The 25,185-nt window shown below is 60.7% G+C and carries 28 protein-coding genes and 2 tRNA genes; 18 read left to right on the top strand and 12 right to left on the bottom strand.

The features are described 5' to 3' along the window. Positions 1-8 precede the first annotated feature (8 nt). Positions 9-737, bottom strand: coding sequence for an amino acid ABC transporter permease (locus BM413_RS14550; protein ID WP_091914214.1), 729 nt, complete (start codon positions 735-737; stop codon positions 9-11). 31 nt (positions 738-768) lie between these two features. Beyond that, entirely contained in the window at positions 769-1,578 is an 810-nt protein-coding gene (locus tag BM413_RS14545; protein WP_091914212.1) for an ABC transporter substrate-binding protein, read from the bottom strand. A 298-nt stretch (positions 1,579-1,876) separates the two neighbouring features. Between BM413_RS14545 and BM413_RS14540 the strand changes: the two genes are divergently transcribed. After that, positions 1,877-2,767 (top strand): GntR family transcriptional regulator, encoded by an 891-nt coding sequence (locus BM413_RS14540; protein ID WP_091914210.1) that lies wholly within the window; start codon positions 1,877-1,879, stop codon positions 2,765-2,767. 232 nt (positions 2,768-2,999) lie between these two features. Here BM413_RS14540 and BM413_RS14535 read toward each other — a convergent pair. Continuing rightward, a tRNA-Thr gene (locus BM413_RS14535) sits at positions 3,000-3,074 on the bottom strand. A 155-nt stretch (positions 3,075-3,229) separates the two neighbouring features. Here BM413_RS14535 and BM413_RS14530 point away from each other — a divergent pair. The 11 genes from BM413_RS14530 to BM413_RS14480 all read left to right on the top strand — a co-directional run bounded on the left by BM413_RS14530 (position 3,230) and on the right by BM413_RS14480 (position 9,913). Beyond that, complete coding sequence (locus tag BM413_RS14530; RefSeq protein WP_091914208.1) at positions 3,230-3,412, top strand: hypothetical protein; 183 nt, start codon at positions 3,230-3,232, stop codon at positions 3,410-3,412. Positions 3,413-3,542: 130 nt separating this feature from the next. Next, positions 3,543-4,832 carry a UDP-N-acetylglucosamine 1-carboxyvinyltransferase gene (gene murA, locus BM413_RS14525; RefSeq protein ID WP_091914569.1) on the top strand — a complete coding sequence of 430 codons (1,290 nt, stop codon included), beginning with the start codon at positions 3,543-3,545 and terminating at the stop codon, positions 4,830-4,832. Positions 4,833-4,926: 94 nt separating this feature from the next. Continuing rightward, positions 4,927-5,361 (top strand): DUF2948 family protein, encoded by a 435-nt coding sequence (locus tag BM413_RS14520; RefSeq protein WP_091914206.1) that lies wholly within the window; start codon positions 4,927-4,929, stop codon positions 5,359-5,361. A gap of 16 nt (positions 5,362-5,377) precedes the next feature. Further along, the gene (gene hisD, locus BM413_RS14515; protein WP_091914204.1) at positions 5,378-6,676 is read left to right on the top strand and encodes a histidinol dehydrogenase; all 1,299 of its coding nucleotides are present in this window, start codon (positions 5,378-5,380) and stop codon (positions 6,674-6,676) included. Between the two features lie 3 nt (positions 6,677-6,679). Continuing rightward, entirely contained in the window at positions 6,680-7,165 is a 486-nt protein-coding gene (locus BM413_RS14510; protein ID WP_091914202.1) for a UPF0262 family protein, read from the top strand. Positions 7,166-7,206: 41 nt separating this feature from the next. Further along, positions 7,207-7,602, top strand: a complete 396-nt coding sequence (locus tag BM413_RS14505) for an arsenate-mycothiol transferase ArsC (RefSeq protein WP_175544331.1) — start codon at positions 7,207-7,209, stop codon at positions 7,600-7,602. 112 nt (positions 7,603-7,714) lie between these two features. Continuing rightward, positions 7,715-7,933: a translation initiation factor IF-1 gene (gene infA / locus BM413_RS14500; RefSeq protein WP_019172992.1), complete on the top strand. Its 219-nt coding sequence runs from the start codon at positions 7,715-7,717 to the stop codon at positions 7,931-7,933. A gap of 40 nt (positions 7,934-7,973) precedes the next feature. Next, positions 7,974-8,603 carry a Maf-like protein gene (locus BM413_RS14495; protein ID WP_091914198.1) on the top strand — a complete coding sequence of 210 codons (630 nt, stop codon included), beginning with the start codon at positions 7,974-7,976 and terminating at the stop codon, positions 8,601-8,603. Then, complete coding sequence (yacG, locus tag BM413_RS14490) at positions 8,600-8,803, top strand: DNA gyrase inhibitor YacG (protein WP_091914196.1); 204 nt, start codon at positions 8,600-8,602, stop codon at positions 8,801-8,803. Before BM413_RS14495 ends, yacG begins: the two co-directional genes overlap by 4 nt. A gap of 310 nt (positions 8,804-9,113) precedes the next feature. After that, positions 9,114-9,189 (top strand) — tRNA-Phe (locus BM413_RS14485). Between the two features lie 106 nt (positions 9,190-9,295). Beyond that, a complete protein-coding gene (locus tag BM413_RS14480; protein WP_091914194.1) occupies positions 9,296-9,913 on the top strand; it encodes a hypothetical protein in 618 nt (205 codons plus the stop codon). Positions 9,914-10,044: 131 nt separating this feature from the next. On the opposite strand, the gene BM413_RS14475 is transcribed toward BM413_RS14480, so the two are convergent. Further along, the gene (locus tag BM413_RS14475) at positions 10,045-10,290 is read right to left on the bottom strand and encodes a YMGG-like glycine zipper-containing protein (protein WP_091914192.1); all 246 of its coding nucleotides are present in this window, start codon (positions 10,288-10,290) and stop codon (positions 10,045-10,047) included. Between the two features lie 386 nt (positions 10,291-10,676). Between BM413_RS14475 and BM413_RS14470 the strand changes: the two genes are divergently transcribed. Next, positions 10,677-11,375 carry a GntR family transcriptional regulator gene (locus BM413_RS14470; RefSeq protein WP_091914190.1) on the top strand — a complete coding sequence of 233 codons (699 nt, stop codon included), beginning with the start codon at positions 10,677-10,679 and terminating at the stop codon, positions 11,373-11,375. Between the two features lie 23 nt (positions 11,376-11,398). Here BM413_RS14470 and BM413_RS14465 read toward each other — a convergent pair whose 3' ends face one another. From BM413_RS14465 to BM413_RS14450, 4 genes are all read right to left on the bottom strand, one after another. After that, positions 11,399-13,366, bottom strand: a complete 1,968-nt coding sequence (locus tag BM413_RS14465) for an MOSC N-terminal beta barrel domain-containing protein (protein WP_091914188.1) — start codon at positions 13,364-13,366, stop codon at positions 11,399-11,401. A gap of 9 nt (positions 13,367-13,375) precedes the next feature. Continuing rightward, the gene (locus BM413_RS14460; protein ID WP_091914186.1) at positions 13,376-14,320 is read right to left on the bottom strand and encodes an alpha/beta hydrolase; all 945 of its coding nucleotides are present in this window, start codon (positions 14,318-14,320) and stop codon (positions 13,376-13,378) included. 56 nt (positions 14,321-14,376) lie between these two features. Then, positions 14,377-15,411, bottom strand: coding sequence for an extracellular solute-binding protein (locus BM413_RS14455; protein WP_091914184.1), 1,035 nt, complete (start codon positions 15,409-15,411; stop codon positions 14,377-14,379). A 358-nt stretch (positions 15,412-15,769) separates the two neighbouring features. Continuing rightward, positions 15,770-16,138, bottom strand: coding sequence for a hypothetical protein (locus tag BM413_RS14450; RefSeq protein ID WP_091914181.1), 369 nt, complete (start codon positions 16,136-16,138; stop codon positions 15,770-15,772). A gap of 285 nt (positions 16,139-16,423) precedes the next feature. Here BM413_RS14450 and BM413_RS32475 point away from each other — a divergent pair, with 285 nt between their 5' ends. Next, entirely contained in the window at positions 16,424-16,957 is a 534-nt protein-coding gene (locus BM413_RS32475; protein WP_139238586.1) for a helix-turn-helix domain-containing protein, read from the top strand. A gap of 52 nt (positions 16,958-17,009) precedes the next feature. Here BM413_RS32475 and BM413_RS14440 read toward each other — a convergent pair whose 3' ends face one another. Beyond that, positions 17,010-17,276, bottom strand: a complete 267-nt coding sequence (locus BM413_RS14440; RefSeq protein ID WP_091914177.1) for a PepSY domain-containing protein — start codon at positions 17,274-17,276, stop codon at positions 17,010-17,012. Positions 17,277-17,387: 111 nt separating this feature from the next. Here BM413_RS14440 and BM413_RS14435 point away from each other — a divergent pair, with 111 nt between their 5' ends. Then, entirely contained in the window at positions 17,388-17,777 is a 390-nt protein-coding gene (locus BM413_RS14435) for a DUF930 domain-containing protein (protein ID WP_091914175.1), read from the top strand. Positions 17,778-17,880: 103 nt separating this feature from the next. Here the strand turns inward: BM413_RS14435 and BM413_RS14430 are convergent, their stop codons facing one another. Beyond that, the gene (locus BM413_RS14430; RefSeq protein WP_091914172.1) at positions 17,881-18,192 is read right to left on the bottom strand and encodes a hypothetical protein; all 312 of its coding nucleotides are present in this window, start codon (positions 18,190-18,192) and stop codon (positions 17,881-17,883) included. Between the two features lie 261 nt (positions 18,193-18,453). Between BM413_RS14430 and BM413_RS14425 the strand changes: the two genes are divergently transcribed. From BM413_RS14425 to BM413_RS14415, 3 genes are all read left to right on the top strand, one after another. Continuing rightward, on the top strand, positions 18,454-19,506 hold the full coding sequence (locus BM413_RS14425) for an ornithine cyclodeaminase (protein ID WP_244537870.1): 1,053 nt from the start codon (positions 18,454-18,456) through the stop codon (positions 19,504-19,506). Between the two features lie 103 nt (positions 19,507-19,609). Continuing rightward, the gene (locus BM413_RS14420) at positions 19,610-20,245 is read left to right on the top strand and encodes a DedA family protein (RefSeq protein WP_091914167.1); all 636 of its coding nucleotides are present in this window, start codon (positions 19,610-19,612) and stop codon (positions 20,243-20,245) included. Between the two features lie 88 nt (positions 20,246-20,333). Further along, complete coding sequence (locus BM413_RS14415; RefSeq protein ID WP_091914165.1) at positions 20,334-20,771, top strand: NUDIX domain-containing protein; 438 nt, start codon at positions 20,334-20,336, stop codon at positions 20,769-20,771. A 35-nt stretch (positions 20,772-20,806) separates the two neighbouring features. On the opposite strand, the gene mprF is transcribed toward BM413_RS14415, so the two are convergent. Further along, the gene (gene mprF, locus BM413_RS14410; protein WP_091914163.1) at positions 20,807-23,443 is read right to left on the bottom strand and encodes a bifunctional lysylphosphatidylglycerol flippase/synthetase MprF; all 2,637 of its coding nucleotides are present in this window, start codon (positions 23,441-23,443) and stop codon (positions 20,807-20,809) included. A gap of 177 nt (positions 23,444-23,620) precedes the next feature. Next, positions 23,621-25,171, bottom strand: coding sequence for a DegQ family serine endoprotease (locus tag BM413_RS14405; protein WP_091914161.1), 1,551 nt, complete (start codon positions 25,169-25,171; stop codon positions 23,621-23,623). Between the last annotated feature and the right edge of the window lie 14 nt (positions 25,172-25,185).

Below are 25,185 nucleotides of genomic sequence, written 5' to 3'. Positions count from 1 at the left end.
TTGATCCTTCACCGGGTCTCGGCAGTTTCGGTCATATGGGTGAGGCGCTCGATGAGCGGGGCCGGTGCAGCCTTGCGGCGTCCACGCTTCGGGTCGAGCGAACGTTCCAGCAGGAACTGTCCGGCCATGAAGATCGTCGTCAGAGCGAGATAATAGATGCCCGCGGCCGTCAGCGCCTCGAAGTAGCGGAAGCTGGCACTCGCGGTCTGGTTGGCGACGAGCAGCAATTCCTCAACCGCGATGACCGACACAAGCGCGCTCGTCTTGAGCATGCCGATCATCTGGTTGCCCATCGGCGGAAGCACGATGCGTGCGGCCTGCGGTATCACGATGTAACGCATGACCTTCGCCTTCGTCATGCCGAGAGCGAGACCGGCCGTGCGTTGCCCGGTCTTCACCGCCTGGAGGCCGGAGCGCAGGATTTCGGCCATATACGCGCCCTCGTTTAACGAGAGAGCAATAACCGCACTCAGAAAGGCGGAAAGGCGGATGCCGAAGGTCGGCAAGACATTGTAGATGAAGATGATCTGGAACAGCACCGGTGTTCCACGAAACAGCCACAGGTAGACAAGCGTCACCACCTGCAGACTGCGGATTTTCGTTTCCTGCAGCAGGGCCACGACCAGCCCTGCCAGCACGCCAAAGAACAGCGATGTTATGGTGATCAAAAGCGTGAGCACCGCACCATCGAAGAAGGTGCGCGAAAACAGATATTCGAAGACGAGTTCGAGTGACATTCGCGCTCCTTTTTCTTTGTCTGGTGTTGGATCAGTTGAAGATGGAAACCGTTGCGGGCAGCTTCCATTTCTCGATCAGGCTCTTGTAGGTGCCGTCCGCGACGATTTCCGCGAGCGCTGCTTTCAGCGATTCCTGCATCTGCGTGTCGCCCTTGCGGGTCGCAATGCCGATATTGGTGTTTGCTTCGAATTCCTCGCCGACCGTCTCATAGACGTCGGGCAAGGCACCCAGCAGCACAACAGCGCCCGGTGTCGAGTCGAAGGTCGCATCGGCGCGGCCCTGGCGAAGCGTCAGTGCCGAATCCTGCGCTGTCGGCATCGTCAGAACCTTGATGCCGTCCAGCCCCTTGTCGGTGCAACGCTTGTCATCAGCGCGCGCCTGGCTTTCCTGGATGCCGCCCAGCGTCACCGAGATCGTCTTGCCGCAAAGCGAGTCGTCGCGGCCGGTGACCTTCGACGGGTTGCCCTTCTGAACGATGACCTGGTTGCCGATCTTCAAATAGGGAACGAAGTCGACCTGCTCGGAGCGCTGCGGGTTGATGTACATCGCGGAATTGATGATATCGATCCGCCCGCCGCTCAGCGCCGGTATCAGGCCCTTGAACTCCATATTCGATGCCTTGGCTTCGGCGCCGAGTTTCTTGGCAAGCGCGCCGATCAGGTCAATGTCGAAGCCCGTCAGTTGCCCATCCTTCTGGAATTCGAATGGGGCGAAAGTAGCAGCGACGCCATAGTTGACGGCGCCAGCCTCCACGAGACCCTCTTTCGGAAGCTCTGCGGCGATGGTCGGAGCGGTTGCGAAAAGCGGCAGGATTGCTGCGGCCAGCAAATATCTAAACATGTCAGTTCCCTTTCTCTGGATAAGTTATTGCTCTTTTTGAGAACAAACATACAATCTTGAAAAAATGGAAGTCAAGCGGAAATCGGTCAGGCGAAGCCAACCCACAATCTGCTCGATAAACGAGCTATCACGGCATAAACTGCAAAAAACACAGGCAAAATTCGAGAAATCTCGAGGCTTATCGACAGTCACTGTTTGTTTTTTTGGCAAGGCGTACAGCTTTCATACCGCACCTTCTTGTACGATTGACGGAAATCATTGTATGAATATACGGTAGAAAATACGAAAGTGAGCACGCATGGTCAGCAGTCCGCGCCAGAATCGCTACCGTCTGGCAAATCAGATTCTGGAAATTGCGCGGGACGCCCGTTTCGAACCCGGACATCGCCTGCGCGAGCAGCAATTGGGCGACATGCTCGGCGTTTCGCGCACACCGGTGCGCGCAGCTCTCTCCCTGCTGGCGGAACGCGGCATTGTCGAAGCCAAGAAGAACCACGGATTTCTGTTGACCGCCCGCCCGGAAGAATTGCACCGGCTCGAGGTCGAGGTACCGACAACGGCCGACCAGGATCTCTATACAAGAATCGTCGAGGACCGGCTTTCAGGCCGCCTGTCAGAGACATTCACCCAGACCCAGATTCTCCAGCGCTACGACGTCGACAGAACCCTGCTGCTCAGAACCCTGACCCATCTCGTAAGCGATGGCCTTTTGGCCAGAAGCAGCGGCAGGGGCTGGACGTTCCTGCCCACGCTCGACACGCAGATGGCGCTTCGAAACAGCTATAATTTCCGCAGGACGATCGAGCCGGCGGGCATCATGCTCGAGACTTTCCGGTCGGATGCGGCAGCACTTGAGCGCTCGCGCATGCATCATCTCTATCTGGAAGCGCATCCGGACATCAGCGCGCTCGACCCACGCCAGCTGTTCGACACCGATGCCCAGTTCCATGAGATGATTGCGGAATTCAGCGGCAACGTGTTCTTCCAGCAGGCCATCCAGCAACAGAACAGACTGCGCAGGCTTCTCGAATTCGGCGGCTACACCAATCGAAGGCGCGTGCGCGACTGGTGCCGCGAGCATGTCATGATCATCGACGCAATCGCATCCGAAGACCGGGCCAGAGCCGCAACACTGATGAACGAACACCTCAACGCGGCACTGGCCTCAGCGCCGAAATATGGCGGCTAGAACGGCTCACTTCTCGCAGAATGCCGGTCGATATTGGCAGACACTCTCCTGATATCCCCAAGGACCGCCCATTTCCGGGGCGATGGCGGCACCTACTATGGTAGCCGGCAACCGTAGCTTTGCAGCATAGTCCACGATCTGGAATCGATGCCAACGGAAGTTGCGCAACGCTGCCGAACGATGCTGCGCGCCACGGCAATCAAATGCTTGAAGATTATCAATGATTTGGGAATGGTGCTGCGAGAGAGGATTGAACTCTCGACCTCTCCCTTACCAAGGGAGTGCTCTACCACTGAGCTACCGCAGCTGTCGAATGCGGCGCTTCTGCCACATCAATCCGGCAAGCGCAAGTTATGTGTGAAACTTGTTTGCAGTGTTTTTGCACGGACACGGCGCGGCCATAATGATAGGTATTTTCGGCTCTCGCGACGATCGAACAGGGGACACGTTCGGGCAATCTTCATGAATTCGAACAAAACTACGCAAGTTTCGACGGTAAAGGACGACCGCAAGGCACGCCTGGCGCAGGAATTGCGCGCCAATCTGCAGAAGCGCAAGGCGCAGGCGCGGTCGCGCCGGACCGGCGAGGAAGATGCAAGGCCCGACGGAATCGCCGCGGCGCAGACGCATGACGAGGAAAACTAGCAGGCTTTTGGGTAAGGGCTTTTGGCGAGACGGCCGAAATCCTATTTCTTGAACGGCATTTCACGATGGTCTAGACGGACCGCAAGGATAAACGGACAAAACCGGGAAACATCCCGGAGAAATGATTCTCATGGATCGCATAAGAATAGTCGGCGGCAATCATCTGGAAGGCCGCATCCCGATTTCCGGCGCCAAGAACGCCGCCCTGCCGCTGATGATTGCGTCGCTTTTGACTGACGACACGCTGACGCTGGAAAATGTGCCGCATCTGGCCGATGTCGAGCAGCTCATCCGCATTCTCGGCAATCACGGCGTCGACTATTCGGTCAATGGCCGCCGCGAAAGCCAGAATGAAGGCTATTCGCGCACTATCAATTTCACCGCCCGCAACATTGTCGACACCACCGCTCCCTACGAGCTGGTTTCCAAGATGCGCGCCAGCTTCTGGGTGATCGGGCCGCTGCTGGCCCGCATGGGCGAAGCCAAGGTTTCGCTGCCGGGCGGCTGCGCCATCGGCACGCGTCCGGTCGACCTGTTCATCGACGGCCTGCAGGCGCTGGGCGCCGATATCGATGTCGACAGCGGCTACATCCTCTCCAAGGCCAAGAACCGGCTGCGGGGCAACCGCTACGTCTTCCCGAAGGTTTCCGTCGGCGCAACGCATGTGCTGATGATGGCGGCAACGCTGGCGCGCGGTGAAACCGTGCTGGAAAACGCCGCCCGCGAGCCGGAAGTCGTCAACCTTGCCGAATGCCTCATCGCCATGGGCGCCAAGATCGACGGCGCCGGCACCTCGACCATCACCATCGAAGGCGTCGATGCGCTGTCCGGTGCGCGTCACCGTGTCATCCCTGACCGCATCGAAACCGGCACCTATGCCATGGCGGTTGCAATGGCCGGCGGCGACGTGCTGCTAGAAGGTGCGCGCGCCGACCTGCTGCAAGGCGCGCTCGACGTGCTCGCGCAGACCGGTACTGAGATCATTCCGGTCAATTCCGGCATTCGCGTTCGCCGCAACGGCGCAGGCATCTCGCCAGTCGACGTAACGACCGAGCCTTTCCCCGGCTTCCCGACCGATCTCCAGGCGCAGTTCATGGGCCTGATGACCATGGCCAAGGGCAAATCCCGCATCACCGAGACGATCTTCGAGAATCGCTTCATGCATGTGCAGGAGCTTGCCCGCCTCGGCGCGCACATCACACTGGCCGGCCAGACCGCCATCGTGGAGGGCGTTTCGAAGCTCAAGGGCGCGCCGGTGATGGCGACGGACCTGCGCGCTTCGGTGTCGCTGGTCATCGCCGGGCTGGCTGCCGAAGGTGAAACCGTGGTCAACCGCGTCTATCACCTCGATCGCGGTTTCGAGCGGCTTGAAGAGAAGCTTTCCGGCTGTGGTGCGACCATCGAGCGCCTGTCTTCGTAGGAACTGCTCCGCGCCGGCTGGCGTTTCGGTTGCGTGCTTTGCCAAGACCGCATAACACAAGGCCAGAAACCTTCGCACAGGCGCCGGCGCGGATATGGACCAGCTTAAACTCGTCGCACTCGACGAACAGGATTTGAAGATCGTCTCGGCGCATGTCCAGGACGCCGTCATGAAGGTCGGCGACCTGGATTTTTCCGCGTCGGCCAAACGCTTCATCATGAGCGTCAACCGTTTCGCCTGGGAAACCAGGACCGGCTTCTTCCGTCCGCATTATGAGCGCCGCAAGAGCGTGCTGGATTTCAACCGCGTGCTCGGCGTCAGGGCAACCGGCATCGACCGCGAAAAGCCCGAGGACGTGCTCTCTCTCCTGGCGATACAATTTCACGAAAGAGACGCACCGGCCGGCGCCATCGAACTGATTTTCGCCGGCGGCGGCGCAATCGCGCTGCAGGTCGAGTGCATCGAAGCGCGCCTGGCCGATCTGGGCGCTGCATGGGAAGCAAGTTCCCGCCCCATACACAAAGCATGACGAGTTCTCATAAAAAATGGCAATTACGCTCAACACATCCGATGCCGATTTCGAGACGCGCTTTGCGGCGTTTCTGACGACCAAGCGTGAAGCTTCGCCGGATGTGGATGCAGTGGTGCGGGCCATCATTGCCGATGTGCGCGCACGCGGCGACGCTGTGCTCAAGGAATTGACGCTGAAGTTCGACCGTGCCGATCTGGACAAGCTCGGCATCGCCGTGTCGAAGGAAGATATCGCGCAAGCCTATCGCGATGCCAACCCAGCGACCGTGGAAGCACTGAAATTCGCCCGTGACCGCATCCGCTCGCACCATCAGCGCCAGCGTCCGCAGGACGACCGCTACGTCGACCCGATCGGCGTCGAACTCGGCTCCCGCTGGACCGCCGTCGAGGCGGTCGGCCTCTATGTGCCGGGCGGCACGGCAAGCTATCCCAGCTCCGTGCTGATGAATGCGGTTCCGGCTGTCGTTGCCGGTGTCGAGCGCATCGTCATGGTCGTGCCGGCCACGGGCGGAACCATCAATCCGCTGGTTCTGGTGGCGGCCGATATTGCCGGCGTCAGCGAAATCTATCGCATCGGCGGCGCGCAGGCCGTGGCTGCCCTTGCCTATGGCACCGAAACGATCGCGCCGGTAGCCAAGATCGTCGGGCCGGGCAATGCCTATGTTGCTGCGGCCAAGCGGCAGGTGTTCGGCACGGTCGGCATCGACATGATCGCCGGCCCGTCGGAAGTGCTGGTCGTCGCCGACGCGGACAATGATCCTGACTGGATCGCCGCCGATCTTCTGGCGCAGGCCGAGCACGACGAATCGGCACAGTCGATCCTGATCACCGACGACGCAGGGTTCGGCAAGGCGGTCGAGGCAGCCGTCGAACGCCAGCTCAAGTCGCTATCGCGGGCGGAAACCGCAGCGGCAAGCTGGCGCGATTTCGGTGCGGTGATCCTGGTGAAGGATATCGACCAGGCGATCCCGCTCGCCAACCGTATCGCTGCCGAGCATCTCGAACTCGCCGTCGCCGACCCTGAAGCGCTGCTGCCCAAAATCCGCAATGCCGGCGCGATCTTCATCGGGCGCCATACGCCCGAAGTCATCGGCGACTATGTCGGCGGCTCGAACCATGTGCTGCCGACGGCACGATCCGCACGCTTCTCCTCCGGGCTTTCGGTGCTGGATTTCATGAAGCGCACGTCGCTCCTGAAACTCGGGCCCGACCAGTTGCGCGCGCTGGCGCCGGCGGCGATAGCACTCGCCACGGCCGAAGGGCTCGACGCGCATGGCCGCTCCGTCGCCATCAGATTGAACCTGCAAGAGTGAGGGATGGACGACGTCACCCGCCAACGCTCCAGACTGATCGACGTCGCGCTTGACGAATCGATCGGCCGTTCGACGCCCGACATCGAGCACGAGCGGGCCGTGGCGATTTTCGACCTCATCGAGGAAAACAGCTTTCAGCCGGCCAATGACGAGGGCAACGGACCCTACAAGCTGAAACTCTCGATGATCGATTCCCGGCTGGTCTTTGCCATCACGCACGAAGACGACAGCCCGGTGATGACCCATATCCTCTCGCTGACGCCGTTCCGCCGCATCGTCAAAGATTATTTCATGGTCTGCGAGAGCTATTACGAGGCCATCCGCACTTCCACGCCGAGCCAGATCGAGGCGATCGACATGGGCCGCAGGGGACTTCACAACGAAGGCTCGCAGACGCTGATGGACCGGCTTGCCGGCAAGATCGACATCGATTTCGACACGGCGCGCCGCGTCTTCACGCTCGTCTGCGTATTGCACTGGCGGGGTTAGTCCTGGCTGAAGCAGCGCCCCCTCCCCGATCCATCCTGTTCATGTGCGGCATGAATGCCGTGCGCTCTCCCATGGCTGAGCTTCTGGCCCGAAAGGTGCTGCCGGCTACGACCTTCGTCGCCTCGGCAGGCGTGCGCACGGGCGAGCGCGACCCTTTCGTCGATGCCGTACTTGCCGAAGACGGGCTGTCGCTGAACGATCGCCAGCCGCGTTCGCTGGACGAGCTGGAGGACGATTATTTCGACCTGATCGTGACGCTAGCACCGGAGGCACATCACGCAGCACTGGAACTCACGCGCTCCATGGCCGTCGATGTCGAATACTGGCCGACAGCCGACCCGACCACGGCGACCGGCACGCGCGAGCAGATCATGGCTGCCTACCGCGATGTGCGCGAGCGGCTGAAAGCCAGAATCGCCCAGCGTTTCCTTCCGTGAAGGCCACTGGGCCTACGTCGATTAAGCGTGTTCACAAAGAGCATATAATCATATAGGTTCCGCCGAAATTCCGGCCGGCGTGCCGAAATACAATCCAGACCAAAGGTAAAGAATGCCGAAGGAAGAAGTCCTCGAGTTTCCGGGCACGGTAACAGAACTGCTGCCGAACGCGATGTTTCGCGTCAAGCTCGAAAACGAACACGAAATCATTGCCCACACGGCCGGCCGCATGCGCAAGAACCGCATCCGCGTGCTGACGGGCGACAAGGTCCTCGTCGAAATGACGCCATACGACCTGACCAAGGGCCGCATCACCTACCGTTTCAAGTAAGACGGTTCGCGAGTCGCGTTTTCCAACCGACGGGAATTAGATGAGCGCTTTCCAGAAGCTTGTGCTTGCCTCGGCTTCGCCGCGCCGGATCGAGCTTCTGCAGCAGGCGGGCCTCGAGCCCGACCGGCTGCTGCCGGCCGATGTCGACGAGACGCCGCTGCGCGCCGAGCATCCGCGCTCGCTGGCCAAGCGCCTGTCCAAGGCCAAGGCCGAGAAGGCCCTCGAATCGCTGAAGACCGAACCTGACTTTGCCGGTGCCTTCATCCTGGCCGCCGATACCGTCGTTGCCGTCGGGCGGCGGATCCTGCCCAAGGCCGAATTGATCGATGAAGCTTCGAACTGCCTGAAGCTTCTTTCCGGCCGCTCGCACCGCGTATATTCCGGCGTCTGCCTGATCACGCCGGACGGCAAGCTGCGCCAGCGGCTGGTGGAAACACGCGTGCGCTTCAAGCGGCTGGGCCGCGAGGAACTGGAAAGCTATCTCGCTTCGGGCGAATGGCGCGGCAAGGCCGGCGGTTATGCCGTGCAGGGACTGGCCGGCACCTTCGTCGTCAAGCTCGTCGGCTCCTACACCAATGTCGTCGGCCTGCCGCTCTACGAGACGGTCGGCCTGCTGACTGCGGAAGGCTTCAAGGTGCATTTCAACTGGCTGTCGGGAGCGCGGGCATGAGTGCCGACGCCCCAGGCAACGTCACGCCGCTGCGCCCGAAGCGGCCCTGCCCCGAATGCGGCAAGCCATCTGCGCGCGAAACCTACCCGTTCTGCTCGACGCGGTGCAAGAATGTCGACCTCAACCGCTGGCTTTCCGGCAGCTATGCCATTCCGGTTCGCGACGACGAGGAAGAGCAAGGCGACGACCCCTCGAATTAGGGCATGATCCCGAAAAGCTGCAGACTTTTCGGGATCATGGCTCAAAATCAATACCCTAGAGTGCGATGACGATTCAAGGAAACGTCACGGCACTCTAGGGTTGACCGTGATCTTTTGCGAAAACCGGTCACCGCTTTTCGGGATCACGGCCTGACGCCGGCTGACTTTCCAGCGGCTTTCGTTCTTTCTTGTCGCAATCGGCTTTCAGGCGCTGGACAGCCAGAAATCTCGTGCTATAACCCACCCGCTTTCCAGGGGTTGCCAAGCCCCCGCAAAGTGGGGAACCGGCTCAAACCGGGTTCCCCAATAGGCCCAGATAGCTCAGCTGGTAGAGCAGCGGATTGAAAATCCGCGTGTCCGTGGTTCGAATCCGCGTCTGGGCACCATTTTTTTCGAGCGATTTCAGCTTGATGATCACACCTCCACCATTTTGAGAACTATGCAGACTTGATTATATGCCCGTAACTTTCTGCAAGATGTGCGGAGGGGGCCATGGGAATACTCAAAGACCCGCAGTATTGGGGCAGAGTTATCAGCCGCATTGAAGAAAGAAGGGCATTGACGCGGGGTGACGTGATGCCGCGTGAAGATGCAGTCGCGGTGATGCAAGAAGCCTGCCGGGCTTTCTCCGATCTGGTTGAAGACCCTGATTTTGAAGCGGACCTGCGCGAGTGTGTCGAGGTCGGGCGTCGCGCAACTCAAGGGATGCCGCGCGAAGGTGAAGAATTCGAACGCTTTGTCCAGCGCTTTCGTGACGTTGAGGGAGAGGTTCTACGCCAGTCTGGTGTCAACGAAGGTGCCACCATTCATGTAGCGGATGAACTCTCCGGTCTCCTCGGCGTGATCGACGATTTCGATTTCGACAGAGTCGAAGGAAAAATCCGGCTCATCCGGGATGTATGCTGCCGATACGCAAAGGATCCGGAGTTCGCGCAAAATCCGCAACCAGAATTGGCCGAAGATGCCCTTGAGGCACTTAAGGGGATTGCGATTGTAGGCGTCGATATCGGCATCATGACCCAGACCGGCGAGGTCGGGGACACGTTTATCGGAATGTCAGTCGGGGTCGGACTCAACAAGTGCCGGGCGCTTCTGCGTCGGATGTGGTGATCGGCGGTGATTGAAAGATTTCAAGGAAAACCGCCTGCAAACGGCTGATGCCAGCCCGAAATACAGAGCTGGCATCAGTTTGTCTCAACTAGACCGCGAAAACCTCGCAATCTTCGGTGCTGGCTAACCTATCACCGGCAGCGCGCGGTGTAGATGCGGCCGTGACGGTCGCGATACTGGCAGTAGCCGTTGCGCAGGTTGCGCACCAGCAGGCCGCCGAGTGCACCCGCGCCGGCACCGATCAGCGCGCCTCTGCCGCCGCCAGCAATACCACCGATGATGGCGCCGGCACCCGCACCTATACCAACATCCCGTTCGGTTGAGGTACAGCCGCTCAGTGCAACTACAGCGGCTAGTGCAATGATCATTTTACGCATGGATCGAATTCCTCACTTGGTGATCACGAGTGATCAGGCAGCCCATTAGCATAAGAAATGGGACAACGCGTCAAGGGCCTCGAAAGTTGGATAAAATATTGTTGCCAGATGTTACCGCAAATGGGAAATCACGACGCTCGCAGCCGATAGTTCGAGAACCATGATCCTACCGACAGGAAAATATAGGCGGAATTTCATGCCGCGCTGCCTGCGAACAACCGTAGATAACGTGACATCGCCGCTTGCGGCTTTGCGGATCAAGCGTCTATTATCTACTTGAAAAATCGCTGACTTCCGCAGTCAGGTATTGTTCAGCACCTTTATTTTCATAGCGGCAGATAAAGCCATCTGCGTAGTTTCAGGACGCATGAAGCAGCACACCGCCAATGGCCGATAAAACCCAATTCGGACTGACTGCAGTCGACACCGTTCCCCTGCACGAGAAGGTCTATCTCGAGCTTGTGCGGGCGCTGATGTCGGGCCAGTTCGCACCCGGCCAGAAGCTGACGTCGCGCAAGGTCGCCAAGGAACTCGGCACCAGCGACATGCCGGTGCGCAGTGCCTTCATGCGCCTGCAGGCGCTGCGGGCGCTGAGCCCGATGCCCAACGGCAGCATGGAAGTGCCGATGATTTCCGCTGCCCGGTTCTCGGAACTGACTGCCGTGCGCATGATCCTGGAAGGTTCGGCAACCGAACTCGCCGCCCAGCGCATCAACGGAAACAACCTGCGCACGGTCCGCCGCCATTGCACCGAGCTGACCGAGGCGGCCCGCAAGGGCGACATCGACGACTATCTGCGCAAGAACTACAATTTCAAGTTCTCCATCTACCGCCATTGTGGCAACGAACAGATGATCTTCCTGATCGAAACCGTATGGATGCAGGTGGGCCCGTTTCTGCGGAACCTGACAACCGGGTTCGAGAACAATCTCGCGTCCATTCTCGACATCGACTACCACGAGGAAGCAGTGGCTGCGATCGAGGAACATGATGGCGCGCGGGCACGCGCAGCCATAACACGCGACATAAATGACGGCGCAACGCATCTTCTGAAACACGTCAAATTCCCCGAAGCGCGCGCCTGACGGCAGCAGGAAACCCCGTCTCGTCAGATCTCCAGTTCGACGGCGCCGACCGGGTTGGTCGAGCAGGCCAGGATGTAGCCTGACTGCTTTTCATCCTCCGACAACGCCGCGCGTTCGGGATCGGCGGCGTTTGGAGCAATGCGCCATTCGCCCGAAACGACCTTGCAGCGGCAGGTGCCACAGATGCCGGCCTCGCAATCGGCAGGCAGTTCAACGCCAGCCTTGCGGGCGAGTTCCAGCACGGTGACGCCCCCCTCGCCTTCTACCGACTTGCCGCTCTTCAGGAAGGACACCTTGTAGGCGCCTATCTCGGTTTCCGGTGCAGCCGAGCGATCCGGGCCGAAGGTTTCCTCCAGAAACGGGTGTTTCGGCGTGGGCTGCCAGACCTCATAGATCTGCCGGGCCTTGCTGCGAAACCCATCGGGTCCGCAGCAGAAGACGAGGCGGTCGGCAAGATCAGGACAGGCCGCGCGCAGCACAGCCTCATCGAGCCGTCCGGTCAAGACATTGGGCCGGCTATCTTCTCCGAAGCGGGTGGACGCAAGCATCTCCTCCGCGGCGTTGGCGCCGGTGAGATTCCAGGATAGCCGCAGCCGTCCACCCATCTGCCGGCGCAGCAGTGCCAGTTCATGGAGAAAAGAGACATCCTCCGCATTGCGCGCACTGTGGTGGAAATGGATATCGAGCGGCAGGTTGGCATCAGCAATGAAGCGCAGCATCGACATCATCGGCGTGATGCCGCTGCCGGCCGACAACAGCAGCAGGCGCTCGACGGAACCGGCGGCCGCAAGATGGAAGCGGCCATTAGGACCGAGTGAGCGAAGGGTGTCGCCCGGCTTCAGCGTGTCGTGCAGCCAGTTCGAGATGTGACCGCCTTCGACCCGCTTGACCGTCACTGAAATATGGTGCGGCCGCGACGGCGACGAAGAAATCGTATAGTTGCGCCGCACAGTCTGCCCGTCGATATCGAGCAGCAGCGTGATGAACTGGCCGGGCTTGTAGTCGATGGCCTCGCCCGGCTCCAGCTGGAAGCGGAAGGTGCGGAAGTCGTGCGTTTCGTCGATGACGGCCACGCAACGAAGCAGCCTTTCGCGCCCGCGGGCATTCGAGGCACCTGTGGCGCCGGCAGTCGAAGGCAGCCGCGTGACGGGCACGGCAGAGCCCGGCAGGATGGTGATCGGGACTTTGCGTGCAAGCACTTCGACAGGGTCGCCGACAGTCAATCGTCCCATGGTGCGCGGGATCAGGAACTGGCCGAAATAGGCCTTGCCGTCCTCGCCGCGCCGCTGCTTGCCCAGCAGGGCAAGAGGCTCGTGATCCGGTCGGCCCTCGCCCGTGTGCGGATCGAGCGTGATCATGACGCAGCGGTCGCACGCGCCCGCCACCTCGAACTCGATCGCGCCGATGCGCACCGACGCCCAGCCGTCTTCCGCATAGGCGTCCGGCCCGGTGACGACCAGATTAGGCCGGAACCGCTGCATTTCAGCCTCGGTTTCGAGGAAGCGGTTCATGTCGGCAAGCGATGCCGCATTGGTCAGAAGCAGCGGCGCAGTATCGGCAAAGCTGACGGTGCCGCCACCGCCCAATCCGAGCGGGCGATGGGTCTGGCCGCCCTTCACCACAAGGCGGCACGGCCTGCCGAGAAAATCCTGCAGCCATTGCGAAACGTCGTCCCCGGCGTCCAGCGCGATCACGCTGTCACCCCAGATTGTCACCGTGTCGGTCCGGCGCAGAGAGCCACGCGCAAAGCCAAGCACCGGCATGTCGGGCGCAGTCAGCACCACCTCGTCGCCATCGAGATGCGTGCGCACCTGCATCAGCTTCGAAGTCTTGCGGGCGGTGATGCAGTTTCCCTCTTCGTCCACGACCATCATGCGCCGGTCGCCGACGAGCCCTTCCGGCTCAAGCCGTGCGGTTTCGACCGTCAGGCCGGCACCGGACTTCAGCGGATAGATGTGCAGGCTTTCGACACGAAAAGGCAAAGCGGTCATTTCGATACGTTATGCCGCAAGCATCTGTTTCACGGCACCGCAAACTTCCAGAAAGGCCGCATCGGAGCGCTTCGAAATGCCGGAATGCTGCATGAAATTGTGGATGAGGCCGTCGAAGCAGCGGTATTTCACATTGTTGCCCGCAGCCTTCAACTGTTCGGCAAACGCGCTGCCCTGATCGCGCAGGATGTCGTTCTCGGCGCCGTAGAACAGGATCGGCGGCAGCCCGCTCAAATCCGCGGCCAGCACGGGAGAAACCCGGGGATCGGACGCCAGGGCGCGATCCGGCAGATAGGCCCTGGCGAAATACTCGGTCTCGGCGAATTCCAGATAATGGCCGGTGGCGAAAGCTTCGTCCGACGCTGATTTCGACGCGAGGCCGAGATAGGGCCGCGCATCGACCAGCGGGTAGAGAAGGCATGCACCCTTGAATGGCGCCCGATCCTGCAGCATGGCCGCGATCGACAGGTTTGCGCCGGCGCTGTCGCCCATCAGCATGAAACGGCTAGCATCGCCGGCGATCGATGCGGCGTTGCCGGCAATCCAGTTCACCGCGAGCAGCGTGTCTTCAAGAGCCGCGGGGAACGGGTGCTCCGGCGCCAGGCGATATTCCAGAAAGGCGACCACCGCCCCGCATTCGAGCGCAATGCGGGCCGATTGCAGCGCATAGGTGTCGGCATCGCCGAGCACGAAGCCGCCGCCATGCAGGTAGAGGATCACCGGCGCCGACCCGGAAAGATCGGCAGGCGTGTAGATACGAAGGGAGGCATCGGCATGGCCGCCCGGCAGCCGAACCGTGGCTTCGGACACGTCACCTTCGGGCGCGCGGCTCATTTCGCGGTATTGCGCGCGATAGTCGCGGCGCGCGCTTTGCAGCGTGACCTCCTGCTGCGACGAAGCTTGCCCGGCCGCGAGCCGGTCGAGCATCGCCTTGATTTCCGGATCGAGCGCCATGCAACACCTCTTGTTCAGGGAAGCCGCCGCCCGGCGAACCGGGCGGCGCGTCGAGATCACTTCAGGAGATCGGTCCAGATCCGGGTGTAGAGCGCCTGCACATCCGGCGCGCAGGCGAGGTTGAAATTGCCGTTCGCAGCAAATTCGGCCGGGATATTGACCTCGGGCGCATCCTTCATGTCTTCCGGCAGGAAAGCTTCCGAACCCTTGATGCCATTGGCGTAGCGGGCGAAGCTGGAAAGCATCGCGGCATTTTCCGGGTCCATGACGAAGTTCATGAACAGCCTGGCATTTTCGGTGTTCTTGGCGTCCTTGATGATCATAAGATTGTCCATCCAGATCGGATAGCCTTCCTTCGGATAGCCATAGACGATCTTGTCGTTCTTCAGCCGCGAGCGGAAGGACGCGCCGTTCCAGTTTACACCGGCCGAAATATCGCCCTTGATGTATTTCTCGATGTTGCCGAAATCCATCGACAGCCATTTCGGCTTGGCCGCAACCAGCATGTCGCGCACCTTCTTCAACACTTCTTTGTCGCCGGTGCAGGGCTCGCCGCCGACATAGGCAATGGCCAGATACATGACATCCGACATTTCCGGCACGACATTGACCTTGCCGACGAGTTCGGCCGGCGGATCCATGAAGATCGCCGAGGTGTTCACATCGCCGGAGTACACGGAAGTATTGACCGTCACGCCGGTGGTGCCCCACTGCCACGGCACCGAGTAATGACGGCCCGGATCGAACGGCACATCGACCCAGCGGGGATCGACATTTTTGAAATTCTCCATCTGGTCGGGACGGCTTTCGAGAACCAGACCCTCGTCGATCCACACTTTCACCACCGAGGCGGAAGGGACAACCATGTCGAAGCCGTGGCCGCCCTGGCGGACCTTCGCCAGCGCAGTGTCGTTGGAATCATAGTCAGTGACGGTAACCTTGACCTTGTAGGCGTCCTCGAACTTCTTGATCATCTCCGGGCTGGTGTAGTTGCCCCAGTTGTAGATGTTCAGTTCACCCTCGGCGCGGGCGAGACCCGTCATCGCCAACAATGCGAGGCCTACTGCCGTCGCCGTCGTCTTCCAGTTCATGTCATGCTCCTCCCAGTTTAATCGCCCGATTACGACCGCGCTTCGCCGCCGCTCAAACCCTGGCGGACGACTTTTGCCTAATTCATTGTTTTCCGGCGGCGTTTGCCGCCAGCCCTCCAACACCGGCCGAACCGCACTATATTGCGATCTCACCGCTACACAATAGTGCGATCTGCGATCGCACTATTTTTCAAGCTGTCCGGGGTGCAATGAATGGCAAGGGGCGACGTTTGAGAGCCGCCGCCGGCATGTCGGCTCCCGGACAATCCAGTCCCGCAAAAATCAGGGATTTCAGCGCGAAGCCGAAGCAAAGGGCCGTCAGGAAACTGCCGGCGCGTACCGGCGACGTGCTTTGGGATTATTTGCCGTGGCTTTTCGAAACCAGCTTGGCTTTCGTCAGCGCGCCGGCTTCCTGTGCGAGCGGCTTCCATTCCAGGGCAGCCGGCACGTAACGCAAGTCATCTTCCCATTGCTGGGAAAGAACACTGCCCTCGATACCCGTCGGATTTTCGTACTGGCCGGCTTCCTCGTCGGCGGCGTCCGTCAATGGCCAGGTCGCGTGTGCCTTGCCCGCAACCATGATGCCGCCCATCCGCGCCGGGGCGTATTCGCACTCGTTCGGATCGACGCACTCATCGACAAGCGCCGCCAGCATCGAAAGCGACGGTGCAACGAAGAGGCCCACAACCTGTTGGTCCGCAGCTATGCGAACGAAATACGCTTTCAATGAACTCCCCCGGAACGAACGTTCTGTTCCACTTTTAGCCGAATACCATCTGCCGTGCCGCGGAGGCAGATACAATTGATCACCACTTCGTTACCTAGAGCAGCATCTGGTAACGGAAATGGGAGCAACTTTTATTTTCATCCCGGCAACGGCGTCTCGGAACGACATAATTTTGATCTTCCCGGCCAGTCGCTAAACATAAAAAGCCCGCCGCTCTTCGTGGAACGGCGGGCCAATTTCGTTGCCTGAACCACCCTTCTACCGGGCGGGGCGGTATTCAATCGGATGACGATGGATGATCATGGTAAAGCTTGTCTTAAACTGGCACCGAGGCGAAGTCAGGCAAGTCATCATCCGGTTCGTCGTTATCCTTATCTTCACTTTTTCTTCATTCCACCCGTATGGGTGGTGCAATCGAAAGGAAAAAGAGCCATAGTGCTGGTGACGACGGCAATGAGTGCCGGTTGTCAAATTCGCTCAGATGTACGTGGGCTCGGCGACGGGCAGTTCATCCGGCCTGGGCTCTGGAACGTATTTCGTACAGAGCAGAGGTGTGCCGTGAACCGTTACGAGAGCCAGTATTCAGGCAGATACAAGCATTGGACGCCGGAGGACATCGCCCAGTTGCGGCGCATGGCCGGCAAGCAGGAAAGCGTGACCGCAATTGCAAGGCGGTTCAACCGCTCCGTCGGCGCAATACGCACGCGCGCATATGCGGAGGGCATAAGCTTGGCGCAGGGCAACAAGACGCCCTCGATCGGAAGGGCGACCTTCAAACAAGTCGGCAGAGCTGAAAACCGCCCCCTCGAAGCTATCTAGAGCACCGTGTCTCTATCGAGCACCGAAGTCGCGAGCCGGTCGAATTTGACCGCTATTTCGGCTCACCCGTGGCCGGGTCGATCTTTATTTCGACCTTGGCCTTGTCGGTCGTATAGTATGTGATCTCGTAAAAACCTTCCTCGTCCCAGTCGATCTCCCCGATATAGCGGAACTGATCCCGCTGCTCGATCTTGGCGATGATCTCCGACAACTTCTTTCCGTTGTCGGGCGGCGTGGCAGGCGCTGCGGTCTGAGCCAGGGCCGGAGCGCTTATCAGGCCTCCTGCAAGCAATGCGGCAAGGAACAATTTGCGAGACATGATCTCTCCCTTTCTGGCTGATCGCGGAGGAAACGATAAAACGCGCGTTCCGGTTCCCATGGTCCTCCTGATGCCTTGATTTAGGCTCGATCCTATGGTGCAGGAGTAACCATGAGGAAAATCTGTCTCCTGACACTCGCCGTTGTGGTTCTCGCTTCACCGGCCATGGCGCTCGACGGCGCCCTCAAGGCCGGCCTGCTGAAACTCGATCCCGAAACGCGACTTGAGCAGCGTTGCGACGCCGAAGCGCTTGATCGCATCGGCAAAGACGGCTCTCACTACAAGCCGGATCGCGTCGTTGCCTATGCGATGGCGACGCCGACAATGCTCACCGACGCCATCGAAAGCCCGGGGGCTGCGTTTCGCAGCAAGGGCGAATGGTACAAGCTCGCCTATGTCTGCAAGACCGCACCGGATCACATGAAGGTGCTGTCGTTCGAATACCAGATCGGCGACGCAATCGCCGAGGCTGATTGGCAGAAATACAATCTCTGGCAATAGCGCTCGCAGCGCATCTCCATCGACCACGCAATGCGACGCAAAAAGCCCGCCATTCCTTTAGGAGCGGCGGGCCATGGATCAGGTCAAACCTGAAATCCGGGGATCAGTTGCAGGGCGCCTCATATGTGCGCGGATTGCCGTAGCGGTCGTAGAGCGGCCGGCCGCGACGATCATACTGCTGATAGACGCAACGGCCGGGCGTTGTCGCCGCACCGAGGGCTGCACCCGCGACGCCACCGATAAGAGCGCCGGCAACCGTGCTTCCGGTGTTGCCGCCGATCGCCTGGCCGGCCAGCGCACCCACGCCCGCACCGATCGCGCCACCGCCGAGTGCGCGTTGCTCCGGCGTATTGCAACCGCCAAGCGTCAAAGCCGTAACCGTCAAAACCGCCGCCAAAGACAAGCGTTTAATCATCGAACCTCTCCTGTTGCCGATGAGCCCTTCAGCGGCACAATTATCATAGGAATTTCAGAGCGTCACGGTGCCTGCCAAAATGAGTCGGCAGCGGGGAATGCCCAATTAGAGGTATTGTCGATACTGACAAAACCGCTGCGATATTTATCAACCGGGTTGGCGATTATGCAAGAAAGTGTCGTATCGATTGGCCGAGAGCGTCGCTAGTCTACCAATTTGGTCATCCGGCGGAGATGCTGGAACAGGTGGTTGGGGTAGATTGTGGTTCAATTCGTCGGCACGAAAAACATCGCGGATCTGGTCGCTTCGGTCGGGTTGGAGACATTGCTTCTCAAGCTCGTGAAATATCTGGAGCAGGACTTTTCGCGCTGGGAAGATTTCGACAAGACGCCCCGCATCGCGGCCCACGCCCCCAATGGCGTGATCGAGCTGATGCCGGCCAGCGACCATGATCTCTACGCCTTCAAATTCGTCAACGGCCACCCGGAAAACCCGCTGCACGGGCTTCAGACCGTGACTGCATTTGGCGTGCTCGCCAATATGCACACCGGCTATCCCGAATTCCTGGCTGAAATGACCATATCGACCGCACTGCGCACGGCAGCGACGTCGGCCATGGCGGCCAAATATCTGGCGCGCAAGGACGCGCGCACGATGGCGATGATCGGCCTCGGCGCACAGTCGGAATTCCAGGCGACGGCGTTCAAGACGGTCCTTGGCATCCGCCACCTTCAGGTCTTCGATATCGACCCGGAAGCTGCAGCGAAGTTCTCGCGCAACCTGGAAAATTCCGGCTTCGTCATCACCCATGCGCCAAGTGCGGAAGAAGCCGTTCTTGGTGCTGACATCATCACCACGGCCACAGCCGACAAGAAGCTCGCGACGATCCTGTCCGACAACATGGTCGGCGCGGGCGTGCACCTGAACGCGGTCGGTGGCGACTGCCCCGGCAAGACCGAACTTCACCGCGACATCCTGCTGAAGTCCGACATATTCGTCGAATTCCCGCCCCAGACCCGCATCGAGGGTGAAATCCAGCAGCTCGACGCGGACTATCCGGTGACCGAACTTTGGCAGGTCATTACCGGGCAGAAGGCCGGCCGATCTTCGGACAAGCAGATCACGCTTTTCGATTCCGTCGGTTTCGCCATCGAGGATTTTTCCATGCTGCGGTTCCTGCGCGATCTTGTGCAGGGCACCGCATTCTATTCCGAGATCGACCTCGTGGCCGAGCCGAAAGATCCGCGCGATCTTTTCGGCCTGCTGATGAAGGGTGCAGCACCAGCACGGGAAATGCTGGCGGAAATTGCCTGACCTTGCGGTCGAACACTTGACGCGTTTTTGCCGTATGGCGATGCTCTATGCTTGAAAGGCGGCACGTGCCGTCTGTCTCGTCATATGCATTTCATAGGGCTGTATGCTCGATCTCCTGTCCCCGGACACACTTCATCACCTGATCCACACATACGGGCTGTGGGTGCTTTTTGCCGTGGTGATGTGCGAGAGCATGGGCGTGCCGATGCCCGGCGAAACGGCGCTGGTCTCGGCAGCGCTTTATGCCGGCGCGACCCATCGCATAGAGATCCTGCATGTCGTCACCATCGCAGCCGGCGGGGCCATCGTCGGTGACAATATCGGTTATCTCATCGGCCGCTCCGTCGGTCTGAAGCTGCTCATCAAGCATGGCAGCCGCATCGGGCTGGATGAAGGCCGGCTCAAGGTCGGCCAGTATCTGTTCCTGAAGCATGGCGGGAAGATCGTGTTCTTCGGCCGCTTCGTCGCCTTTCTGCGCGCCTTCGCGGCTGTGCTGGCGGGTGCAAACCGCATGGCCTGGCCGCATTTCCTGATTATGAATGCGGCCGGCGGCATCTGCTGGGCGCTGCTCTTCGGCGGCGGCGCCTATTTCTTCGGCGAACGCATAAAGGCCGTCGCCGGGCCTGTCAGCCTCCTGCTGCTGCTCGTCGTTGTCGTCGGGCTTATTGCCGGCATCTGGTTCTTCCGTCATCACGAGAAGGAACTGGAAGCACGCGCAAGAGCCGCCCTGCCCGATTAGCGCGAGAGCCTGTTTCCGATAGGCTGGGCCAAGAATCGGCCTCCCCGACATTCAACATTGGGTTTTCACTCCAAAAGAAAGCGCCTGAATGACATCCTATCTGATGGAGCTTCGCGGTTTGATCGGAAGCCGCCTACTTCTGCTTCCCTCCGTTGCCGCTGTCATTCATGACCATGCGGGCAATCTGCTTCTGCAGGAAAAAGCTTCGGGCGAAGGATGGAGCCTGCCTGCTGGCGCAATCGAACCTGGCGAGACGCCGCAGGAGGCCGTCATTCGGGAGGTGATGGAGGAAACTGGCCTTACGGTCACCCCAACCGCTATTCTCGGCGTCTTTGGTGGAAAAGAGTTTCGGTACACCTACCCGAATGGCGATCAAGTCGAATACGTCGTCACACTATTCAGATGCCAGATTCTTGCAGATCAAGGATCGTGGACGGACAACGAGACAAAATCGCTTAGATATTTCGCGCGGGAGGATATGCCGCCGCTGGCATTGCCTTACCCTTTGTCCGCTCTGTTTTCCTAGACATTTCAACATTCCCCGGGCCCGCGGACTAAGCCTTATGCCGGCTCCGCCACCTTGGGCTTGGGCCGGCGCTTTGGCTTGCGCGAGCCCGAGCCGATGAACTTGCCGATACCGCCGGAAATCAGCGCGTTCACGTCGAGCAGCACCTGCGGAATGTTGAGACCGCCGGGGCAGGCCAGATATTGCGGCGTCCAAACCGGCGAGAACTTCTGCTTGAAAGAGCGCAGGCCCTCGAAATTGTAAAAGTCGTCGCCGTGACGGAACAGGAACGTTCCCATGCGGTTCCAGCGCGACGCCAGAGCGTGGTCGGAAAGCCCGGACAGGGGTGCAGCACCGAGATTGAACCAGCGATACCCTTCGGACTGCGCATAGAGCAGGATGCGGACGAACAGCGCGTCCATGAGAATCTTCGAGACACCCGGACGGTAGCGCATAAGGTCGACGGACATTTCGTTCATCCCGCCGCTGCGCCAGATATTGGCGAAGGCGACGATGTGGCCTTCGTGGCGCATCACCGCGCAGTCGAAATGCGAGAGATAGGCCGGGTCGAAGTAGCCGAGCGAAAAGCTCTTCTCGCCGCCGCTCTTCTCGGCAAGCCAGACGTCGGAGACCTGCCGCAGTTCGTCCATGATGGCCGGCACGCCCGCCCTCGGCACGATTTCGAAGACCAGCCCTTCCTTGGCGGCGCGGCGGTCGGCGTAGCGGAAATCCTGGTTCTTGCCGCCTTCCAGCGTGAAGCGGGTAAGATCTACCCGGGCGACTTCGCCAAGCTTCAGAAGCGCATAGCCCATGTCGAGATAGAGCGGCAGATTGTCGGGGTGAACGCCATAGAATACGGCGCGGCCTGCCTCACGGTCGGCCATGTCACGGAACTGCCAGACCAGATCCTCGGCCTGTTCGAGGTCGCCAACGGGATCGCCCATGGCGACGAGCGAGCGCCCTGCCCGCGCATACATCAGAAATGCCTTGCGGTCCGGCGACCACAGGAATTCCTTGTCGCCTAGCAGGGCGATGTTGGTCTGCGTGTCGTGCGAAGTCGCGATCACCGCTTCGACCGCGTCCGACTCTGTGGCGGGCTGCTTTCTGGCGCGCACCGGCGGCCGGTTGATCGCGACGGCGACGCCAAGTGCTGCCACCGCGATCAGAAGGCCCACTGTTGCGCGCAGGAAGCGCGGCGCCTCGCCTTCCCACGCGAATTCCCAGAACAGTTCGTTCGAGTATTCGACGTGGCTGTAGGAAAAGAAGCCGAGCCATGTGGTGGCAACGAGGGTCAACACCACCAGCGCCAGCCAGTGCCATGAGATGCGGCCGAACCGCTGCGGCGAGCGGCGATAGAAGGCCTGCCGCGAGAGCAGAAGGAACATCGCCGAGAAGGCCAGCGTCGTCGCCTCTTCCCAGTCCAGGCCCTTGATCAGCGAAAACACCGCGCCGGCAAACAGCACCGCCACCGCCGCCGCCCAGGCCGAGAACAGCCGGCGCTGCAGGCCATGGGCGATAACCAGCAGCGCAAGGCCGGTAAGACTGCCGAGGAAATGCGACGATTCCACCACCGTCAGCGGCAGCCATCCTTCCAGCATATCGAGCCGGTCCGGCACGCCGGGGGTGGCGCCGGAAAATAGCAGCACCACGCCCGAGATGAAGACGACTGCGGCTGCCACCGGCGGCACGATGGCCTTTATGGCCTTGGCCGAGCCGACGAAGCGGGCGGCAAGTTTGCCGCGGATCACGCCCGCCTCGATTGCCGCAAGCACCACCACCGCGATGAAGAACGGCAGGAAATAATAGATGAGCCGATAGGCAAGCAGCGAGGCCAGAATGTCCGCCCTGCCCTGCAGGCCAAGACCGGCGATAAGCGTCGCCTCGAACACGCCGATACCGCCCGGCACATGGCTGATCGAGCCGAGGATGACCGCGCTCATATAGACCGTCAGGAAGAGCGCGGGGCCAGATTGCGCATCAGCCGGCAGAAGCACGTAGAGCACGGCGGCCGACGCCATGAGATCGATGATGCCGACGAGCAGTTGCACCAGCACCATGCTTCGGCGCGGCAGGGGAAAGCGCCACTCGAAGAACCTGATCTCACGCCCTTCAGGCCCTGCAAGGAAATAAAGGCCGACCAACGCGCCCAGCAGCGCCACACCCACCAGGCGATCGGCGGCCGGATAGAGCATCTTCATGACCGGCACGCCGTCGGGGTCGATCACCAACGCCAGGCCGACAAGTGCCGTGAAAGCCAGCCATAGGCCCATCCAGGTCAGAAGCACGACCTGGCTGATCTCGCCGGCGTCGAGCCCGCTGCGCGAATAGGTGCGGAAACGGACCGCGCCGCCGGTGAACAGATGGAAACCTAGGAAATTCGAGAAGGCGTAGCCGCTCATGCCGGAAAGTGCGGCGCTGTGCCATGGCACCTTGCCGGGGGCCACGATGCGGCAGGCGACGATGTCGTAGGTGGCGAGCGCGCAATAGCTGACTGCGGTTGCCAGAAGCGCCACCACTATGCTGGTGCCCGGCATGGCACTTATCGCAGCCTTGATGTCGTCGAGGCGCAGCCCGGCGGTCATCTGATGGAAAAGCCATAATGCGCCGACCGTCACCGCCACTGCGGCAATGGAGCCTAAATACGCACTCAACCGCCAGCGCGGGCTGCGTTCTTCAATGACGCGCTGGTCCATCAGCTAACGCTGGCCTCTCGGCAAGGCTTTCCAAACAGGATCATGTCAGTCTCCGAAATCGGCCGGTTCGGGCCGCGAATGGTAGTCGATTTTCGTATGACAGTGTCGAATTTCAGGCAGCATCCAAACAAAAACCGCCCGGACATGTGTCCGGGCGGTTTGTGAGGCGAATAACGATCAGGCGTGATCGAAAGGTACGGCGATGAAGGTCTGCGTGTCGCCACGCTCGACGAGCAGCAGCACCGACTTCTTGCCGGCCTTGCCGGCTTCGGCAACGGCGCGGCTCGCCTCCCTGGCGTTCTTCACCGGCGTCTGGTTGACCGAGACGATCAGGTCGCCCTCGCGGATGCCCTGCTCGGCGCCGGCCTTGTCCGGGTTGACGCGAGCTACAAGCGCGCCCTGCTCACCGGTCGACAGGTTCAGCGCCTGCCGGGCCTGCGGGGTGATGTCGGTCAGAGCCAGTCCGAGCGAAGGCACCGAATTGCGGCCGGACGACTGGTCCGGCGTGCTGTCGGCGGAGGCCGTCTTCTGCTCGTCGCCATTCTGGCCGACGGTGATCGGCACATTGACGCTCGAGCCCTTGCGCCAGACCGTGAGATCTTCCTTGGTGCCGGGCGAAACGTCCGCCACGGCGCGGGAAAGATCCTTCGGATCCTTGATGTCGCGGCCACCCAACGCGGTGACGATGTCACCCGTCTTCAGGCCGGCGGCCGAAGCAGGCGAATCGTCGCTGACATGCGCGATCAGCGCGCCCGTCGGATGATCGAGGCCGATCGCATTGGCGACGTCGGCAGTCACCGGCTGGATCTGCACGCCAATATAGCCGTGCTCGATCGAGCCGCTCTTGATCAGCTTGGCGACGACCGACTGGGCCTGATCTGACGGGATGGCAAAGCCGACACCAACGCTGCCGCCATTGGGCGAATAGATGGCCGAGTTGATGCCGACCACCGAGCCGTCCATGGCGACCAGCGGACCGCCGGAATTGCCGTGGTTGATGGCGGCGTCGACCTGTATGAAGTCGTCATAGGGCCCGCTGTGCAGGTCGCGGCCACGGGCCGAGACAATGCCTGCGGTGACGGTAGTGCCGATGCCGAACGGGTTGCCGATCGCCAGCACCTGATCGCCGAGCGAAAGCTTGTCGGAATCGCCCCACTTCACGGTCGGCAGCGGCTTGTCGAACTTGACCTTGACCACCGCCAGATCGCTCTTGGCGTCGCGGCCGACGAGGGTGGCCGGCAATTCCGTGCCGTCATCGAGCACCACCTTGATCTCGGTGGCGCCATCGACAACGTGGTTGTTGGTCACGATGGTGCCGTCCGATGCGATGATGAAGCCTGAGCCCAGAGCTTCGGCCTGCTGGCCGCCGCTGTCGGGCCGGTGCGGCCTCATCTGCTGCTGCGGCATGCCCTGATCGCCGAAGAACTGGCGGAAATACTCGTCAAAGGGCGAATTTCCGCTGAACGGCTGCTGCTGGCCGTCGCCGCTGTCGTCGGAAGCCGAAGCGTCGACCTTCATCTTGGTCATGATGGTGACCACGGCCGGCTTGTCGGCATTGACGATGGGCGCGAACGAGCCGGACGGTGCCATGATGCCGGTTACCGGCGTCGGCTGGACGGCTTCGGCTGCCCCTGCCCGCAGGACAGGCGACAGCACGAGGGGAGTGATGATCAACGCGGCGCCAAGCAGAGCGGCGACACGGTGTCTGCGAAGAATATTGGAGGACATTTTCGTGGTCCCTG

The sequence above is a fragment of the Mesorhizobium sp. YR577 genome, assembly GCF_900116595.1.
Lineage (GTDB): Bacteria > Pseudomonadota > Alphaproteobacteria > Rhizobiales > Rhizobiaceae > Mesorhizobium_M.
This window is presented reverse-complemented; position numbering and strand designations above follow the sequence as displayed.